Source organism: Pseudomonas sp. Irchel s3a10 (genome assembly GCF_900187525.1).
In the GTDB taxonomy this organism is placed as follows: domain Bacteria; phylum Pseudomonadota; class Gammaproteobacteria; order Pseudomonadales; family Pseudomonadaceae; genus Aquipseudomonas; species Aquipseudomonas koreensis_G.
The window spans coordinates 154,138-172,791 of record NZ_FYDR01000001.1; the positions used below are offsets into that span (position 1 = coordinate 154,138).

Below are 18,654 nucleotides of genomic sequence, written 5' to 3' on the forward strand. Positions count from 1 at the left end.
CTTTTGATCTGGCTTTTAAAAATCAAAGTCAAAAGATCGCAGCCTGCGGCAGCTCCTACAGAGGCAGGTATTACAGGTTTTTCTTGGCCTGTTCGCGAACACGCTCTTCCTGCGCCCGCGCCTCAGGCGTGAACTCGGCACCGAAATCCTCGGCGGAGAAGATCTGGCGGATTTCGATATCAGAGTCGCCCGGCATCGGATTCGGGCAGCGTTTGACCCATTCGATGGCTTCTTCCTTCGACTTCACTTCCCAGATCCAGTACCCGGCCACCAGCTCCTTGGTCTCGATGAACGGGCCGTCGATGACGGTGCGCTTGTCGCCGGAGAAATGCACGCGGACGCCTTTGCTGCTCGGGTGCAGGCCGTTGCCGTCGATGAGGATACCGGCCTTGACCAGTTCTTCGTTGAAGTTGCCCATGGCGGTGATCAGCTCTTCACTGGGCATGATGCCGGCTTCGGAATCGGCGCTGGCTTTGACAAGGATCATGAATCGCATGGTGGTTTCTCCAGGGAGGGGGATTCACTGCATAGTCGAACGGGCACCTCACGAATCGACAGAACTCCTAAGTAAATGATGCAAACTCGAGCTCCGCGAAGATCACTGTGGGAGCGAGCTTGCTCGCGAAGACGGCGGCACATTCAGCATAGCGTTGACTGGCAGATTGCTTTCGCGAGCAAGCTCGCTCCCACAGGATTTGCGGTTGTATACAATTTTTTGCGCAGGGCCCTGACAATTTTCTGTCAGGGCATAGGTCGTCGGACAATTTCGTGGTTAACTTCGGCCTCTTGCATGCTCAATAACCACGTTAAGAAGGACTAAAGTCATGGCTCAAGTCACCCTCAAAGGCAACCCGGTTCAAGTCAACGGCCAGTTGCCACAAGCCGGTTCCAAGGCGCCAGCCTTTTCTCTGGTTGCCGGCAATCTGTCCGACGTCACCCTGGCGAGCTTCGCCGGCAAGCGCAAAGTGCTGAACATTTTCCCAAGCGTCGACACCCCGACCTGCGCCACCTCCGTGCGCAAGTTCAACGCTCAGGCCAACGAACTGAACAACACCGTGGTGCTGTGCATCTCGGCTGACCTGCCATTCGCCCAGGCCCGTTTCTGCGGCGCCGAAGGCCTGGAGAACGTGCAGAACCTGTCGACCCTGCGCGGTGCCGAGTTCATCGAAAACTACGGCGTAGCCATCGCTGACGGCCCGCTCAAAGGCCTGACCGCCCGCGCCGTGGTGGTGCTGGACGAGAACGACAACGTTCTGCACAGCGAACTGGTCAAGGAAATCGCTGAAGAGCCGAACTACGACGCAGCACTCGCCGTTCTGAAATAAGCGCTTTTACAATTGTTAACGGCCTGGCCCTGTCCAGGCCGTTTTCATTTGTGTATCAGTGTTTTGCCTCACACCTTGAAACGTAAGTTGAAGGTAAATTGCCGGTAAAGCTGCTTTGCTTAAATCCGATCAGTGCTTATCGTTCAGCCTCCCGTAAAAGAAGCCCACGCGCCCAATGGTTAATCAATCCATGCAATCGTCCCCTCGCAATTCCCGTCGCTGGCTGATCAGCCTGCTCGTCCTGTTGGTCATCGCCGTTCTGTGCTGGAAATTCTGGCCCGCCGGTTCGGCCCACAAGGAGGGCGCCGACAAGGCTGCGAGCGGCCATGCCGGACGTTCGGGAATGATGCGGCCGGGCTTCGGCGGCGCGGCCGGGCCGATTCCGGTGCGGGTGGCGCCGGCGGTCACGGGGGACTTCCCGCTGTATTACAAGGCGCTGGGTACGGTGACCGCGCTCAACACCATCAATGTGCGCAGCCGGGTCGGCGGTGAACTGGTGAAGATCAACTTCGAGGAAGGGCAGATGGTCAAGGCCGGCGACCTGCTGGCAGAGATCGATCCGCGTCCGTACCAGAACGCCTTGCTCCAGGCTGAAGGCACCTTGCTGCAGAATCAGGCGCAGTTGAAAAACGCACAGGTCGACGTCGAGCGTTATCGCGGCCTGTACAAGGAAGACAGCATCGCCAAGCAGACCCTGGACACCGCCGAAGCGCTGGTCGGCCAATATCTGGGCACGGTCAAGACCAATCAGGCGGCGGTCAATGACGCCAAGCTCAATCTCGAATTCACCAAGATCCGCGCGCCGATTGCCGGTCGCGTCGGTCTGCGTCAGGTCGACGTCGGCAACCTCGTCGCCGCCAACGACACCACGTTCCTTGCGGTGATCACTCAGACCCAACCGATCAGCGTGGTCTTCACCTTGCCGGAAAACAGCCTCGAAACCGTATTGGCGCGCTACCACAGCGGCGCCAAACTGCCGGCCGAGGCCTGGGATCGCGGCGATACCAAGATCCAGGCCAGCGGCGTGCTGCAAAGCCTCGACAACCAGATCGACGTCGCCACCGGCACCCTGAAATTCAAGGCCCGTTACGATAACCGCGACCAGTCGCTGTTCCCCAATCAGTTCGTCAACGTCCATCTGCTGGCCGACACCCTCAAAGGCGTGGTACTGGCACCGTCGGCGGCGATTCAGTTCGGCACCAACGGCACTTTCGTTTACGCGTTGGACGGCGACAAGAAAGTCACCATCCGCCAACTGAAGATCGGCGCCAGTGACGGCACCAACACTGTGGTCACCGAAGGCCTCGCCGCGGGCGATCGCGTGGTGCTGGAAGGTACCGACCGTCTGAAGGAAGGCAGTGAAGTGGAAGTGGTCAACGACAGCAATGACGTGCCGACCACCCCGACCGGGCACCTGCAGGGCAAACCCGCCGCCAGTGCGCCGGACGCTGCCGCGGCTGACAAGGCCAAGAAGGGCGCATGAACATTTCGCGGCTGTTCATCCTCCGTCCGGTAGCCACCACCCTGAGCATGCTGGCCATTATTCTGGCCGGCCTGATTGCCTATCGCCTGCTGCCGGTCTCGGCGTTGCCGCAGGTCGATTACCCGACCATTCGCGTCATGACCCTGTACCCCGGCGCCAGTCCGGACGTGATGACCAGTGCCGTCACCGCGCCGCTCGAACGCCAGTTCGGGCAGATGCCGGGCCTGACGCAAATGGCTTCGACCAGCTCCGGCGGCGCTTCGGTGCTGACCCTGCGTTTCAGCCTCGACATCAACATGGACGTTGCCGAGCAGCAAGTGCAGGCCGCGATCAACGCCGCGACCAATCTGCTGCCGACCGACTTGCCGGCGCCGCCGGTGTACAACAAGGTCAACCCGGCGGATACCCCGGTGCTGACCCTGGCGATCACCTCGAAAACCATGCTCTTACCCAAACTCAATGACCTGGTCGACACGCGCATGGCGCAGAAGATCGCCCAGATCAGCGGCGTCGGCATGGTCAGCATTGCCGGCGGTCAGCGTCAGGCGGTGCGGATCAAGGTCAACCCGGAAGCCCTCGCGGCGAACAGCCTGAACCTGGAAGACGTGCGCACGCTGATTGGCGCGTCCAACGTCAACCAGCCGAAAGGTAACTTCGACGGCCCGACCCGGGTCTCGATGCTCGATGCCAACGACCAGCTGACGTCGCCCAAGGACTACGCCAACCTGATCCTCGCCTACAAGAACGGCGCGCCGTTGCGTCTGAAGGATGTGGCGGAAATCGTCGACGGCGCGGAGAACGAACGTCTCGCCGCGTGGGCCAACCAGAATCAGGCAGTGCTGCTCAATATCCAGCGTCAGCCGGGCGCCAACGTGATCGAGGTGGTCGACCGGATCAAGGCGTTGCTGCCGAGCATCACCGACAACCTGCCGGCCGGGCTCGATGTCACCGTACTCACCGACCGCACCCAGACCATCCGCGCCTCGGTGACTGACGTGCAGCACGAACTGCTGATCGCCATTGCTCTGGTGGTGATGGTGACGTTCCTGTTTTTGCGGCGTGCCAGCGCGACGATCATCCCGTCGGTGGCGGTGCCGCTGTCGCTGATCGGCACGTTTGGCGTGATGTATCTCGCCGGGTTCTCGGTCAACAACCTGACCTTGATGGCCCTGACCATCGCCACCGGTTTTGTGGTCGACGATGCGATCGTGATGCTGGAAAACATCGCGCGCTTCATCGAGGAGGGTGACAGTCCGATGCAGGCGGCGCTCAAAGGCGCGAAGCAGATCGGCTTCACCCTGATTTCCCTGACCCTGTCGCTGATCGCGGTACTGATTCCGCTGCTGTTCATGGCTGACGTGGTCGGGCGGCTGTTCCGCGAGTTCGCCATCACTCTGGCGGTGGCGATCCTGATTTCCCTGGTGGTCTCGCTGACCCTGACGCCGATGATGTGCGCGCGCTTGCTCAAACGTGAGCCGGAAGCCCACGAGCAGGGCCGCTTTTACCGGGCCAGCGGCGGCTTCATCGACTGGATGATCGCCGCCTACGGGCGCAAGTTGCAGTGGGTGCTCAAACACCAGCCGCTGACCCTGTTGGTGGCTATCGGTACGCTGGCGCTGACGGTGTTCCTATATATGGTGGTGCCCAAGGGCTTCTTCCCGGTGCAGGACACCGGGGTGATCCAGGGCATCTCCGAAGCGCCGCAGTCGATTTCCTTCGCGGCCATGGGCGAGCGTCAGCAGGCGCTGGCCAAGGTGATTCTCGAAGATCCGGCGGTGGAGAGCCTGTCGTCCTACATCGGCGTCGACGGCGACAACGCCACGCTCAACAGCGGTCGCCTGTTGATCAATCTCAAGCCCCACGGCCAGCGTGACCTGAGCGCCACCGAGGTGATCGCGCGCCTGCAACCGCAACTGGACAAACTGGTCGGCATCCGCCTGTTCATGCAGCCGGTGCAGGATCTGACCATCGAGGATCGAGTCAGCCGTACCCAGTACCAATTCAGTATGTCCTCGCCGGATTCTGAACTGCTCAGCCAGTGGAGCGGGCGTCTGGTCGAGGCACTGGCCCAGCGTCCGGAGCTGACCGACGTCGCCAGCGATTTGCAGGACAAGGGTTTGCAGGTCTATCTGGTGATCGACCGCGATGCGGCTTCGCGCCTCGGTGTGTCGGTGCAGAACATTACCGATGCGTTGTATGACGCCTTCGGCCAGCGGCAGATCTCGACCATTTACACCCAGGCCAGCCAGTATCGCGTGGTGCTGCAGGCACAGGCCGGGGAGAAGATCGGCCCGGCGGCGCTGGATCAGATTCACGTCAAGACCACTGACGGTGCGCAAGTGCGTCTGTCGAGCCTGGCCCATGTCGAGGAACGTCAGGCGCAACTGGCAATCACCCACATCGGCCAGTTCCCCGCCGTGATGATGTCGTTCAACCTCGCACCCGGCGTGGCGCTGGGGCATGCGGTGGACATCATCGAACAGGTGCAGCAGGACATCGGCATGCCGATTGGCGTGCAGACCCAGTTCCAGGGTGCGGCCGAAGCGTTTCAGGCCTCGCTGTCGAGCACCTTGCTGCTGATTCTGGCGGCGGTGGTGACCATGTACATCGTGCTCGGCGTGCTTTACGAAAGTTACATTCACCCGATCACCATTCTCTCGACCCTGCCGTCGGCGGCGGTTGGTGCGTTGCTCGCGTTGCTACTCAGCGGCAATGACCTGGGCATGATCGCAATCATCGGCATCATCCTTTTGATCGGTATCGTCAAGAAGAACGCGATCATGATGATCGACTTCGCCCTCGACGCCGAACGCACCCAGGGCATGGCGCCGGAGCAGGCGATCTATCAGGCGGCGCTGCTGCGCTTCCGGCCGATTTTGATGACTACGCTGGCGGCGCTGTTCGGCGCGGTGCCGTTGATGCTCGCCACCGGTTCCGGGGCGGAATTGCGTCAGCCACTGGGTCTGGTGATGGTCGGCGGCTTGCTGGTGAGCCAGGTGCTGACTCTGTTCACCACGCCGGTGATCTACCTGTACTTCGACCGCCTCGGTCGGCGCTTTGGCAAGACCAATGCTGACCGCGAAGAGGTTTCGGTATGAGTGTCCGTACACAGACCCCTTGTAGGAGTGAGCCTGCTCGCGATAGCGGTGTGTCTGTCCCTACCGATATTGAATGTGCCGACTTCATCGCGAGCAGGCTCACTCCTACAGGGGAGTGCGGTGAAAGTAAGGATCTTGGTCAATGAACCTCTCCGGTCCTTTCATCAAGCGCCCGGTCGCGACCATGCTCCTGAGTCTGGCGATCATGCTGCTGGGCGGTGTCAGTTTCGGTCTGTTGCCGGTGTCGCCGCTGCCGCAAATGGATTTCCCGGTGATCGTGGTTCAGGCCAGTCTGCCCGGCGCCAGTCCCGAGGTGATGGCGTCCACGGTGGCGACGCCGCTGGAGCGTTCGTTCGGGGCGATTGCCGGCGTCAACACCATGAGCAGCCGCTCCAGCCAGGGTTCGACCCGGGTCATTCTGCAATTCGACCTCGACCGTGACATCAACGGCGCGGCGCGCGAGGTGCAGGCGGCGATCAATGCTTCGCGCAACCTGTTGCCGAGTGGGATGCGCAGCATGCCGACCTACAAGAAGGTCAATCCGTCGCAGGCGCCGATCATGGTGCTGTCGCTGACGTCGGACGTGCTGGAAAAAGGCCAGCTCTATGACCTGGCCTCGACCATCCTCTCGCAGAGCCTGTCCCAGGTACAGGGCGTGGGTGAAGTGCAGATCGGCGGCAGTTCGCTGCCGGCGGTGCGTATCGAGCTCGAACCACAGGCGCTGAACCAGTACGGCGTGGCGCTCGATGATGTACGCAAGACCATCGCCGAGGCCAACGTGCGTCGGCCCAAGGGTTCGGTCGAGGACGGCGAACGCCTGTGGCAGATTCAAGCCAATGATCAGTTGGAGAAAGCCAAGGATTACGAGTCGCTGATCATCCATTACAAGGACGGTGCGGCCCTGCGCCTGAAGGATGTGGCCAAGGTCAGCGACGGCGTCGAAGACCGCTACAACAGTGGTTTCTTCAACGATGACGCGGCGGTGCTGCTGGTGATCAACCGCCAGGCCGGCGCCAACATCATCGAGACGGTCAACGAGATCAAGGCGCAGTTGCCGGCGTTGCAAGCGGTACTGCCGGCCAGCGTCAAACTGAACCTGGCGATGGACCGCTCGCCGGTGATCAAGGCCACACTGCACGAAGCGGAAATGACCCTGCTGATCGCTGTGGCGCTGGTGATTCTGGTGGTGTTCCTGTTTCTCGGTAACTTCCGCGCCTCGCTGATTCCGACGCTGGCGGTGCCGGTGTCGCTGGTCGGCACCTTCGCGGTGATGTACCTCTATGGTTTTTCGCTGAACAACTTGTCGCTGATGGCGCTGATTCTCGCGACCGGACTGGTGGTAGACGATGCCATCGTGGTGCTGGAAAACATTTCCCGGCACATCGACGAAGGCGTGAAACCGATGAAGGCTGCCTATCTCGGGGCCAAGGAAGTCGGTTTCACCTTGCTGTCGATGAACGTGTCGCTGGTGGCGGTGTTCCTGTCGATCCTGTTCATGGGCGGGATTGTCGAGAGTCTGTTCCGCGAGTTTTCCATCACCCTGGCAGCAGCCATCGTGGTCTCGCTGGTGGTCTCGCTGACGCTGACTCCGATGCTCTGCGCCCGCTGGCTCAAGCCGCACACGCCGGGCCAGGAAAATCGTTTGCAACGCTGGAGCCGCCGGACCAACGACTGGATGGTCGGCAAATATGCGGCCAGCCTCGATTGGGTGCTGCGCCATCGGCGTCTGACCCTGCTCAGCCTGATCATCACGGTCGGGGTCAACGTCGCGCTGTACGTAGTAGTACCGAAGACGTTCATGCCGCAGCAGGACACCGGCCAGTTGATCGGTTTCGTCCGGGGTGACGACGGTCTGTCGTTCAGCGTGATGCAGCCGAAAATGGAAACCTTCCGCCGCGCCGTGCTCAAGGACGAAGCAGTGGAAAGCGTCGCCGGGTTTATCGGCGGCAGCAACGGCACCAATAACGCCTTCATGCTGGTGCGCCTGAAGCCGATCAAGGAACGTAACCTGTCGGCGCAGAAAGTCATCGAGCGCCTGCGCAAGGAAATGCCCAAGGTGCCCGGCGCCCAGTTGATGCTGATGGCGGATCAGGATCTGCAGTTCGGTGGTGGCCGCGAGCAGACCACCTCGCAATACAGCTACATCCTGCAAAGCGGCGATCTGGGGGCGTTGCGCGAGTGGTACCCGAAAGTGGTGACCGCGCTGCGCGCACTGCCCGAGCTGACGGCGATCGACGCCCGCGAGGGCCGTGGCGCGCAGCAGGTGACGTTGATTGTCGACCGTGATCAGGCCAAGCGCCTGGGAGTCGACATGAACATGGTCACGGCGGTGTTGAACAACGCCTACAGCCAGCGGCAGATTTCGACGATCTACGACAGCCTCAACCAGTATCAGGTGGTGATGGAGGTCAACCCTAAATACGCGCAGGATCCGGTGACGCTCAATCAGGTGCAGGTGATTACCGCTGACGGTGCGCGGATTCCGTTGTCGACCATCGCCCATTACGAAAACAGCCTGGAAGACGACCGCGTCAGCCACGAAGGCCAGTTCGCTTCCGAAAGCATCGCGTTTGACATGGCCGAAGGCGTGACCGTGGAGCAGGGCAGTGCCGCGATCGAACGGGCGATTGCCAAGGTCGGTCTGCCGGAAGACGTGATCGCGAAAATGGCCGGCACCGCCGATGCCTTCGCCGCGACGCAGAAGAGTCAGCCGTTCATGATCCTCGGCGCGCTGCTGGCGGTGTATCTGGTGCTCGGTGTGCTGTATGAAAGCTACATTCACCCACTGACGATTCTTTCGACCTTGCCGTCGGCCGGGGTCGGTGCGTTGCTGTCGATCTATGCGCTGGGCGGCGAGTTCAGCCTGATTTCGCTGCTCGGATTGTTCCTGTTGATCGGGGTGGTGAAGAAAAACGCGATCCTGATGATCGACCTGGCGCTGCAACTGGAGCGCCATCAGGGCCTGTCGCCGCTGGAGTCGATCCGCAGCGCCTGCTTGCAACGGCTGCGGCCGATTCTGATGACCACCCTGGCGGCGATCCTCGGCGCCTTGCCGTTGCTGCTTGGCCGGGCGGAGGGCGCGGAAATGCGCCAGCCATTAGGCCTGACCATCATCGGCGGCCTGGTCTTCAGCCAGGTATTGACCCTTTACACCACGCCTGTGGTTTACCTCTATCTCGACAAGCTGCGCCACCGCTTCAACAAGTGGCGCGGCGTGCGTACTGACGCCGCTCTGGAAACTCCGCTATGACTGACCGTTCGCTTCTCAATCTGGCCACTGCGCGCGGTTCGCGCCTGTTGAGCCTGTCGCTGTGCGTGGCGATGCTCAGTGCCTGCGCCGTCGGCCCGGACTATCAACGTCCACAGACCGCCGAGGTCGCGCAATACAAAGAGGCCGAAGGCTGGCGTCAGGCTAATCCGAGCGACTCGCTGGCGCGCGGCGCCTGGTGGGAGTTATACGGCGATCAGCAGCTCAATGGCCTGATCGAAAAACTTAACAGTTCCAACCAGACCGTCGCGCAATCCGAAGCCCAGTTCCGTCAGGCCCAGGCCTTGGTGCGCAGTGCGCGTGGGGCGTTTTATCCCAGTGTCGACCTGAGCGTGGGCAAGACCCGCTCCAGCCAGGGCACCGGCAGCAGCAGCTCAAGCCTGAGCAGTTCTGCCAGCGGTATTCGCGATACCTACAACGCGCAGTTGGGCGTGAGTTGGGAAGCGGATATCTGGGGCAAATTGCGCCGAGGCCTGGAAGCCAACGAGGCCAGCGCCCAGGCGAGCTTCGCCGATCTGGCCGCGATGCGCCTGAGCCAGCAATCGGAGTTGGTGCAGAACTACTTGCAACTGCGGGTCATCGACCAGCAGAAACGTCTGCTTGAAGCCACCGTCGCGGCCTACGAAAAATCCCTGCAAATGACCCAGAACCAGTACCGCGCGGGGATTTCCGGGCGTGATGCGGTGGCGCAGGCGCAGACTCAGTTGAAAACCACTCAGGCCGATCTGGTCGACCTGATCTGGCAGCGGGCGCAGTTTGAAAATGCCATCGCCGTGCTCACCGGGCAGGCGCCGGCCGAATTCAGCATCGCCGAAACCCAGAACATCCCGAATCTGCCGCAGATTCCCCTGAGCCTGCCGTCGCAACTGCTGGAACGCCGCCCGGACATTGCCTCGGCGGAACGCTCGGTGATCGCCGCCAACGCCAATATCGGCGTGGCCAAAGCGGCGTACTACCCCGATCTGACCTTGAGCATGAGCGGCGGCTACAGCAGCAGTACCTCGAAAAATCTTTTAACGCTACCGAACCGTTTCTGGTCGGTCGGGCCGAAACTGAACTTGCCGATATTCGACGGTGGCATCCGTTCGGCCGAAGTTGATCGCACCGAGGCGGCGTACGACCAGACCGTCGCCAAGTATCGCCAGACCGTACTCGATGGCTTCCGTGAAGTGGAAAACTATCTGGTGCAATTGAAGGTTTATGAAGACGAAGCGGCGGTGCGTCAGGAAGCACTGGATGCCGCGCGCGATTCGCTGCGCCTGACCCAGAACCAGTACAAGGCCGGGTTGATTGCCTACATCGATGTGGTCGTCGTGCAGGCCACGGCGCTGAGCAACGAGCGGACTGTGCTGAACATTCTGCAAAGCCGCCTGATTGCCAGCGTGCAATTGATTGCGGCGCTGGGTGGCGGCTGGGACGGACAACTGGCCACCGAATAGCCTGTGTAGGAGCTGCGGCACGCTGCGATCTTTTGATCTTTAAAAACAAGGTCAAAAGATCGCAGCGTGCCGCAGCTCCTACAGGTTGTGATGGTTGTTCCAGAGCCTCGCAAAACCATCAAACAAGCGTTTCATCGGGTTGATGGCAAAATGATTACTTTGTCAGTGCGTTCTTCCGCGCAATCAGTACAATCGCCGCATTTGCCCGGCCGAGAATGGACGCAGTACGGCGTGGGTGGTCGCGAGAATCTTCATGCTCATCGGTAATTATTCCTTCACCCTGGTTTTCATTTCTTTGTGTGTGGCGATCCTCGCGTCCTACACCGCGCTCGATCTGACCGGGCGCATCGCCAGCGCCCGTGGGCGCGCAGTGCATTTCTGGACGGCGGGCGGTGCACTGGCGATGGGAGTCGGCGTCTGGTCGATGCACTTCATCGGCATGCTCGCCTTCAAGCTGCCGATCGAACTGGGTTACGACATTGCGATTACCGCGCTGTCGCTACTGATCGCGGTGCTGTCCTGCGGGTTTGCCCTGTGGCTGGTCAGCCAGCCGAAATTGCCGATCCTGCAGTTGGGTTTCGGCGCCTTGATCATGGGCGCCGGCATCAGTGCAATGCATTACACCGGCATGGCCGCGCTGCGCATGACGCCTGGCATCGATTACGACCCGAGCCTGTTCGGCGCTTCGTTGCTGATTGCTGTCGCAGCTTCGGCAGCGGCGTTATGGATCGCCTTCCGCCTGCGCCAGCACTCGCCTTATGTGCGTCTGATTCGTGGTGGTGCGGCAGTGATCATGGGCATCGCGATTGTCGGCATGCACTACACCGGCATGGCCGCCGCGCAGTTTCCTGATGGCAGTTTCTGCGGCGCAACGCTCGACGGCCTCAAGGGCAACGGCCTCGACAATCTGGTGCTGATCACCACGCTGGCAGTGCTGTCGATCGCCTTGCTCACTTCGATTCTCGATGCTCGCCTTGAAGCGCGCACTGCCGATCTGGCGCATTCGCTGACCCTGGCCAACCGTGAACTGACGCAACTGGCTTTGCACGACACCCTGACCGGTCTGCCGAACCGCATGTTGCTGGACGACCGGATCAATCAGGCGATGAAAAAGGTCGAGGAGCAGGGCGGCTGTTTTGCGCTGATGTTCATTGATCTGGACGGTTTCAAACCGGTCAACGATGCCTTCGGCCATCACATGGGCGACCAGTTGCTGCGCGAAGTCGGGGTGCGCCTGCGCGAAGATCTGCGCAGTCAGGATACGCTCGCGCGAATTGGCGGCGACGAGTTCGTACTGCTGGTGCGTCTGAGCGAACCCGACGATGCACTGGGGCTGGCTGCGCGTCAGGTCGGGCTGCTCGGTCAGGCGTTCCGCGTGGCCGAGCACGACTTGCAGATTTCTGCCAGCGTCGGCATCGCCCTGTACCCGGGCAACGGCCTGAACGCTCAGGAATTGCTGATGAACGCCGACGCGGCGATGTATCACGCCAAGGGCAGTGGCAAAAACGGTTACAGCTTCTTCGATGCCTCGATGAACAGCAACGCGCGCAAGCAGTTGCAGCTGTTGCAAGATCTGCGCGCCGCGCTGGAGCACAGTCAGTTCAGCCTGTATTTCCAACCCAAATTCGACGCCGCCAGCGGTCGTCCGGTCGGTGCCGAAGCACTGCTGCGCTGGCAGCATCCAACGCAGGGCATGTTGCTGCCGGACAAATTTATCGATCTGGCAGAGAAGACCGGCCTGATCATCGCCATCGGTGAATGGGTGCTCAATGAAGCTTGCCGGCAGATGCGCGAATGGTACGTGCTCGGTTACACCGAATGGCGCATCGCGGTGAACCTCTCGGCCTTGCAGTTCTGTCACGCGGGGCTGGTGCAGAGCGTGGCCAGGGCGCTGGCGACGCATCATCTGCCGGCCAATAGTCTGACCCTGGAGATCACCGAAACCACGGCCATGAGCGACGCCGATGCGAGCATGAAGGTGTTGCAGGAGTTGTCGGACATGGGCGTCGACCTGTCGATCGATGACTTCGGCACCGGTTATTCGAGCCTGATGTACCTCAAGCGCTTGCCGGCTAACGAGCTGAAGATCGACCGCGGTTTCGTCCGCGATCTGGAGCACGACAGCGACGATGCGGCCATCGTCTCGGCGATTGTGGCGCTCGGCCAGGCACTGGGTTTGCGGATTGTTGCCGAGGGGGTCGAGACCGGCGTGCAGCAGGATTTCCTCACGCAGTTGGGCTGTGATTCGTTGCAGGGTTATCTGTTGGGGCATCCGATGCCGGCGGATCGCTTCATGCAGAACATTGCCCGTGGAGAGGCTCTGGCCGCTGTCTGACTGCATTTTGTGGCGAGGGAGCTTGCTCCCGCTGGGGCGCGAAGCGGCCCCGTTTTTACTCGGTTGTACCGTATTGGCCGGATTCACGGCTGCTTCGCAGCCGAGCGGGAGCAAGCTCCCTCGCCACAAAAAAACCTTCAGTCTCATGCAGGGTTTTGTCTTTGACAGAGCCCATGCAAAACCGCCCAATGGCGGTTATTCTTCCACCCGACTGTTACGTGTGCATTGGGGGGAAGGGCCAGCATGGATAAAGTCATGGTTATCACCGGTGGCGGGCGCGGAATCGGCGCCGCTACGGCGTTGTTGGCTGCCGAACAGGGCTATCGGATCTGCATCAACTATCAGTCGGATGAACAGGCCGCGCAAAGCGTGCTGGAGCAAGTGCGGGCGCTGGGGGCGCAAGCCATTGCGGTACGCGCCGATGTCAGCATCGAAGACGAAGTGATCGCGCTGTTTCAGCGGGTCGACACCGAACTCGGTCGGGTCACCGCGCTGGTGAACAACGCCGGCACCGTCGGACACAAGTCGCGGGTCGATGAAATGTCCGAATTCCGCATTCTCAAAATCATGAAAACCAACGTTCTGGCGCCGATCCTCTGCGCCAAGCACGCGATCTTGCGCATGTCGCCCAAACACGGCGGGCAGGGCGGCAGCATCGTCAACGTCTCCTCGGTCGCCGCACGCCTGGGCTCGCCCAACGAGTACGTCGACTACGCGGCGTCCAAAGGCGCGCTCGACACCTTCACCATCGGTTTGTCCAAGGAAGTGGCGGGCGAGGGGATTCGGGTCAACGCGGTGCGTCCGGGCTATATCTATACCGATTTCCATGCATTGAGTGGCGATCCGGATCGGGTCAGCAAGCTTGAGTCGGCGATCCCGATGGCCCGGGGCGGGCGCCCGGATGAGGTGGCGGAGGCGATTGTCTGGCTGCTTTCCGACAAGGCTTCGTATGCGACCGGGACGTTTGTTGATCTGGGTGGTGGGCGCTGATCGTTGGGATTTGTGTTGCCTGATCCGGCCTCTTCGCGAGCAAGCCCGCTCCCACAGTAGACCGAGTTCCCCAGATGGAATGCGGTCTACTGTGGGAGCGGGCTTGCTCGCGAAGGCGTCATGAGCGGCAACATCCAACTGTCAGAACGACCGCACAATCCGCCCCAACGTCTCCATCGCCTTCTCCGAATCCTCGGTCCACGGGCTGCCGTAGTTCAGGCGAATACAATTCCTGAACCGCTGGGTCGGCGAGAAGATCGGCCCCGGCGCGATGCTGATGCCCTGCGCCAATGCCATCTGAAACAACTTCAACGAATCCATCTGCGGTGGCAGTTCCAGCCACAGGAAGTAGCCGCCGGCCGGCTGGCTGACGCGGGTCTGAGCCGGGAAATACCGAGCGATCGCTGCGAGCATCGCGCTTTGCTGTTCTTCCAGGGCATAGCGCAGTTTGCGCAGGTGACGGTCGTAGCCGCCGTGTTGCAGGTAGTCGGCGATGGCCGCTTGCGCCGGCATTGAGGCGCAGAGCGAGGTCATCAGTTTCAGTCGTTCGATTTTCTGTGCGTAGCGCCCGGCAGCGACCCAGCCGATGCGGTAGCCGGGGGCCAGGCTCTTGGCGAACGAACCGCAGTGCATCACCAGCCCTTCGGTGTCGAACGCCTTGGCCGGTTTCGGCGCTTGCTGACCGTAATAGAGTTCGGCGTAGACATCGTCCTCGATCAGCGGCACCTGATGCAGGCGCAGCAGTTCGACCAGTTCCTGTTTCTTCGCCTCGGGCATGGTCGCGCCCATCGGGTTCTGAAAACTGGTCATGCACCAGCAGGCTTTGACCGGGTGCCGTTCCAGGGTCTGTGCGAGCACGTTGAGGTCGATACCGTCGCGCGGGTGCACGGGGATTTCCACGGCTTTGAGTTTCAAGCGCTCCAGCACTTGCAGGCTGGCGTAGAACGCCGGGGCTTCGATGGCCACCAGATCGCCCGGCTCGGTCACCGCTTGCAGGCACAGGTTCAGCGCTTCGAGGGCGCCGTTGGTGATCAGCAGTTCTTCCATCGGCAGCATCAGCCCGCCGACCATGTAGCGCAGAGCGATCTGCCGGCGCAATTGCGGGTTGCCCGGCGACATGTCGGTGACCACCATGCGCGGGTCCATCTCCCGCGCCGCACTGGCCAGCGAACGTGACAGCCGTTGCAATGGGAACAGGGTCGGGCTGGGGAACGCCGAGCCGAAGGGCACGGTGCTCGGATCCTTGATCGATTCCAGCACCGAGAACACCAGTTCGCTGACGTCAACTTCGGTGGAGTCGTTGACGTGGCTGCTGATCACCGGCTCCGAGAACGGACTTGGTGCATGGGTGTTGACGAAGTAGCCGGAGCGCGGCCGGGCGCGAATCAGGCCGCGACGTTCGAGCAGGTAATAGGCCTGGAACACCGTCGACGGGCTGACCCCGTAAGTCTGGCTGGCGTAGCGCACCGACGGCACCCGTTGCCCGGGGCCGAGGACGCCGGAGCGGATCAGTTCAGCGATGTCGTCGGCGAATTTTTCGTAGCGTTTCATCGGTATCCCGCGATGGACTGAATTCGGATTGCTTGTTGTGGCGAGGGAGCTTGCTCCCGCTGGGCTGCGCAGCGGCCCCAAAAGCTTGTGAGTGCTGCGCACTCAAGCGGGAGCAAGCTCCCTCGCCACAGGTATCGCATTGTGAAAAAGAGGACTGCATCTTAAAGGCTCAGCGATTCATCGGCGCCACAAACCTGCTTTTCGCCACGCTATAAATCTGCGGCTCGTCGCTGTCGGCGATCTTGAAGCTCAAGGTCTGCGAGCTGCTGGCCGGACGCTCGGTGGTCATCGCTACCGACACCGGTACATCGACAATCTCCCCTGGCGCCAGGCTCAGTTCGGTCTTGCCCTGCAACTGGAAACCGTCGCCGTCCACCAGGCTCAGGTGGTAGTCCTGGCGCTGCTGGGTCTTGTTGATCACCTTGAGGGTGTAGATGTTCTCGATCTGGCCCTGACCGTTTTCGCGGAACAGCCCGCGATCCTTGGTCACGTCCAGCGAGACCATGGGCCGCTCGACCAACGCCAGCGCAAGGGCGCCGATCATCACCAGCAGCACCGCGACATAACCGATCAGCCGTGGTCGCAGCAGATGGGTCTTGCCACCCTGCAATTCGCGCTCGGAACTGTAGCGGATCAGGCCGCGCGGGTAATTCATTTTGTCCATGATCGAATCACAGGCGTCGATGCACGCCGCGCAGCCGATGCATTCCATCTGCAGGCCGTCGCGGATGTCGATGCCGGTCGGACATACCTGCACGCACAACTGGCAGTCGATGCAATCGCCCAGTCCCGCTTCGGCAGGCTTCACATCACGTTTACGCGGGCCACGGTTTTCGCCACGGGCCACGTCGTAGGAAATCGCCAGGGTGTCCTTGTCGAACATCACGCTCTGGAACCGCGCATACGGGCACATGTGCATGCACACCGCTTCGCGCAGCCAACCGGCGTTGATGTAAGTGGCGGCGGTGAAGAACAGCACCCAGAACAGACTGACCCCGCCGATCTGCAGGGTGAACAGCTCTTCGGCCAGAGGGCGGATCGGCGTGAAGTAGCCGACGAAGGTCAGCCCGGTCATCACGCTGATCGCCAGCCACAGGGTGTGCTTGGCGGCGCGCCGGGCCAGTTTGTTCAGGCCCCAGGGCGCGGCTTGCAGTTTGATCCGCTGGTTGCGTTCGCCTTCGGTGACTTTCTCGCACCACATGAAGATCCACGTCCACGAACTCTGCGGGCAGGTGTAGCCGCACCAGACCCGGCCGGCGAACACGGTGATGGCGAACAGGCCGAACGCGGCAATGATCAGCAGCGCCGAGAGCAGGATGAAATCCTGCGGCCAGAAGGTCGCGCCAAAGATGTGGAATTTGCTTTCGGCCAAGTCCCACAGCACCGCCTGGCGGCCACCCCAGTTCAGCCACACGGTGCCGAAGAACAGCAGAAACAGAAAGCCCGCGCCGCTGATGCGCAAGGTGCGGAACAGGCCGGTGAAACTGCGGGTGTGGATCTGCGTGTCGGTGGAGCCGGCCTTCGCCTTCATCGGGCGACCAGGCACATTTTTTATGGTGGGGCTTGCTTCTACGGTTCGGACGGGGATTTGTTCGCTCATGGTCATTCGCTCATCAGCCTCCATCAGGCGAGCGAACTATGAGCGCCGATCTGTTTGCATAACAGACTCAGCTATTTTAATAAAAAGCGTATCAGATGGCTCTGGGCACACATCCTGCGACAACTTGAAGCAGCCCGCAGGCGCAGGCGCAAACGCCTATCGCAGGCGTCTGCGCCGGATGTTGATCAGGGTCAGTCAAATCACCGAATCACTCTCGTCGGCCTTCAGGTGCTTGCGCCCATCCTTCGCACCGGCGACGGTCAAGGCGTCGGCTTCTGCCTCGGTGATGTAGATGCGCCGGTTTTCAACCTCTACAAAAGACATGGCCTTTTCACTATCGGTTTTGACTTCCAGCGTGTCGCAGATGCGAATTTCCTCACCATTTTCGACGCTGAAAAAACACACTTTTGATTCGGGATTGGATTCATCGATTCGAACGGGCATGAGGCTGTCCTTTTTTCATGGGTACCTGAAAGGTTAGGGCGCGTGCTTTGCCAATCGTTCTGCGCAACTGATTAATGGTCGCTGCTGTCCATCCACTAACGACCAAATAAGAAAGGACGGTGCAATGAACGCCTGGTGGCATGAAGTGTGGGAAACGCTGCAAGCGGAGTTCGCCGACATCGGCGATGCCTCGCAATTGACACGCATCACCGTGCGCCTGCTGATGGCGGCGGTGCTGGGTGGGATTCTCGGTTTCGAACGTGAGCACAAGGGCAAGGCCGCCGGGGTGCGCACGCACATGCTGGTGGCGTTGGGGGCGGCGCTGTTTGTGCTGGTGCCGCAGACCTCAGGGGCTGAATCCGATGCGATGAGCCGGGTGTTGCAGGGGGTGATCGCCGGGATCGGCTTTCTCGGTGCCGGGACGATTCTGAAGAATCAGGCAGGCGATGAGGGTCATGTCAAAGGACTGACCACGGCTGCCGGGTTGTGGATGACGGCGGCGATCGGCGTGGCGACCGGGTTGGGCAGGGAAGCCACTGCGCTGCTCAGCACCTTGCTGGCGCTGGGAATCTTCAGTGTGATGCCGCGGGTGGTCAGGTTGTTCGAGAAGGAAGGGGAGAAAAAACCACACCTGTAACAACCTTGGATTAACTACTGTAGGAGCTGCCGAAGGCTGCGATCTTTTGATTTTGCTCTTAAAAACAAGATCAAAAGATCGCAGCCTGTGGCAGCTCCTACAGGATGAGGGGCACTGCTCAGACGATTACTGGGGGCATCGTCGTCGGTGGTTCTTCCTTCGGCGGTGGCGTGGTGCCCGGTGGTTCCTGCTCGGGGATCGGTTGCGGCTCGGTCTCGGGCAGGGTGGGTTTGTCGATGTTCGGATCTGGCGTTTCGGCCGGAATCGGGATGTTCATCTGTAGACCTCCGTGTGGCACATGGCGTGAGAAGTGCTTAAGTGGATTGACCACCGTGTGATGAATTCGATCCGCTTTTCTGTCCAGACAAATCCCTGTGAACTTTTCCCCGCGCCGGTCGCTCGGAACCTAAGTGAGTTCAAGTCGGGGCCGGTGCCTCATTGTGAACACTGTTCCGGCACAAGAGCGTCCTTGGGGCGTTAAGGA

13 protein-coding genes are annotated in these 18,654 nt (G+C 61.0%); 8 read left to right on the forward strand and 5 right to left on the reverse strand.

Features of this window, described 5'->3' with window-relative positions:
* Window positions 1-70: 70 nt before the first annotated feature.
* Window positions 71-496, reverse strand: coding sequence for a YciI family protein (locus CKW11_RS00815; protein WP_095135552.1), 426 nt, complete (start codon window positions 494-496; stop codon window positions 71-73).
* Between the two features lie 328 nt (window positions 497-824).
* Between CKW11_RS00815 and tpx the strand changes: the two genes are divergently transcribed.
* The 7 genes from tpx to CKW11_RS00850 all read left to right on the forward strand — a co-directional run bounded on the left by tpx (window position 825) and on the right by CKW11_RS00850 (window position 13,938).
* Entirely contained in the window at window positions 825-1,325 is a 501-nt protein-coding gene (gene tpx, locus CKW11_RS00820; RefSeq protein ID WP_095135554.1) for a thiol peroxidase, read from the forward strand.
* 175 nt (window positions 1,326-1,500) lie between these two features.
* Window positions 1,501-2,808 (forward strand): MdtA/MuxA family multidrug efflux RND transporter periplasmic adaptor subunit, encoded by a 1,308-nt coding sequence (locus CKW11_RS00825; protein WP_027613731.1) that lies wholly within the window; start codon window positions 1,501-1,503, stop codon window positions 2,806-2,808.
* Window positions 2,805-5,906 (forward strand): MdtB/MuxB family multidrug efflux RND transporter permease subunit, encoded by a 3,102-nt coding sequence (locus CKW11_RS00830; protein WP_095135556.1) that lies wholly within the window; start codon window positions 2,805-2,807, stop codon window positions 5,904-5,906. Before CKW11_RS00825 ends, CKW11_RS00830 begins: the two co-directional genes overlap by 4 nt.
* A 142-nt stretch (window positions 5,907-6,048) precedes the next feature.
* Window positions 6,049-9,156 carry an efflux RND transporter permease subunit gene (locus tag CKW11_RS00835; RefSeq protein WP_095135558.1) on the forward strand — a complete coding sequence of 1,036 codons (3,108 nt, stop codon included), beginning with the start codon at window positions 6,049-6,051 and terminating at the stop codon, window positions 9,154-9,156.
* Window positions 9,153-10,613 carry an efflux transporter outer membrane subunit gene (locus tag CKW11_RS00840; protein WP_095135560.1) on the forward strand — a complete coding sequence of 487 codons (1,461 nt, stop codon included), beginning with the start codon at window positions 9,153-9,155 and terminating at the stop codon, window positions 10,611-10,613. The genes CKW11_RS00835 and CKW11_RS00840 overlap by 4 nt, the downstream gene beginning before the upstream one ends.
* 253 nt (window positions 10,614-10,866) lie before the next feature.
* Complete coding sequence (locus CKW11_RS00845; protein ID WP_095135562.1) at window positions 10,867-12,948, forward strand: bifunctional diguanylate cyclase/phosphodiesterase; 2,082 nt, start codon at window positions 10,867-10,869, stop codon at window positions 12,946-12,948.
* A gap of 243 nt (window positions 12,949-13,191) precedes the next feature.
* On the forward strand, window positions 13,192-13,938 hold the full coding sequence (locus CKW11_RS00850) for an SDR family oxidoreductase (protein ID WP_095135563.1): 747 nt from the start codon (window positions 13,192-13,194) through the stop codon (window positions 13,936-13,938).
* A gap of 141 nt (window positions 13,939-14,079) precedes the next feature.
* Here the strand turns inward: CKW11_RS00850 and mapR are convergent, their stop codons facing one another.
* From mapR to CKW11_RS00865, 3 genes are all read right to left on the reverse strand, one after another.
* Complete coding sequence (mapR, locus tag CKW11_RS00855) at window positions 14,080-15,489, reverse strand: GntR family transcriptional regulator MpaR (protein WP_095135565.1); 1,410 nt, start codon at window positions 15,487-15,489, stop codon at window positions 14,080-14,082.
* A gap of 169 nt (window positions 15,490-15,658) precedes the next feature.
* Window positions 15,659-17,089 (reverse strand): cytochrome c oxidase accessory protein CcoG, encoded by a 1,431-nt coding sequence (gene ccoG / locus CKW11_RS00860; RefSeq protein ID WP_095136744.1) that lies wholly within the window; start codon window positions 17,087-17,089, stop codon window positions 15,659-15,661.
* Window positions 17,090-17,284: 195 nt separating this feature from the next.
* Window positions 17,285-17,533: a DUF3203 family protein gene (locus CKW11_RS00865; RefSeq protein WP_095135567.1), complete on the reverse strand. Its 249-nt coding sequence runs from the start codon at window positions 17,531-17,533 to the stop codon at window positions 17,285-17,287.
* A gap of 124 nt (window positions 17,534-17,657) precedes the next feature.
* Between CKW11_RS00865 and CKW11_RS00870 the strand changes: the two genes are divergently transcribed.
* On the forward strand, window positions 17,658-18,170 hold the full coding sequence (locus CKW11_RS00870) for an MgtC/SapB family protein (RefSeq protein ID WP_095135570.1): 513 nt from the start codon (window positions 17,658-17,660) through the stop codon (window positions 18,168-18,170).
* 118 nt (window positions 18,171-18,288) lie between these two features.
* Here CKW11_RS00870 and CKW11_RS28615 read toward each other — a convergent pair whose 3' ends face one another.
* Window positions 18,289-18,447, reverse strand: coding sequence for a hypothetical protein (locus CKW11_RS28615; RefSeq protein WP_003224520.1), 159 nt, complete (start codon window positions 18,445-18,447; stop codon window positions 18,289-18,291).
* Window positions 18,448-18,654: the final 207 nt, after the last annotated feature.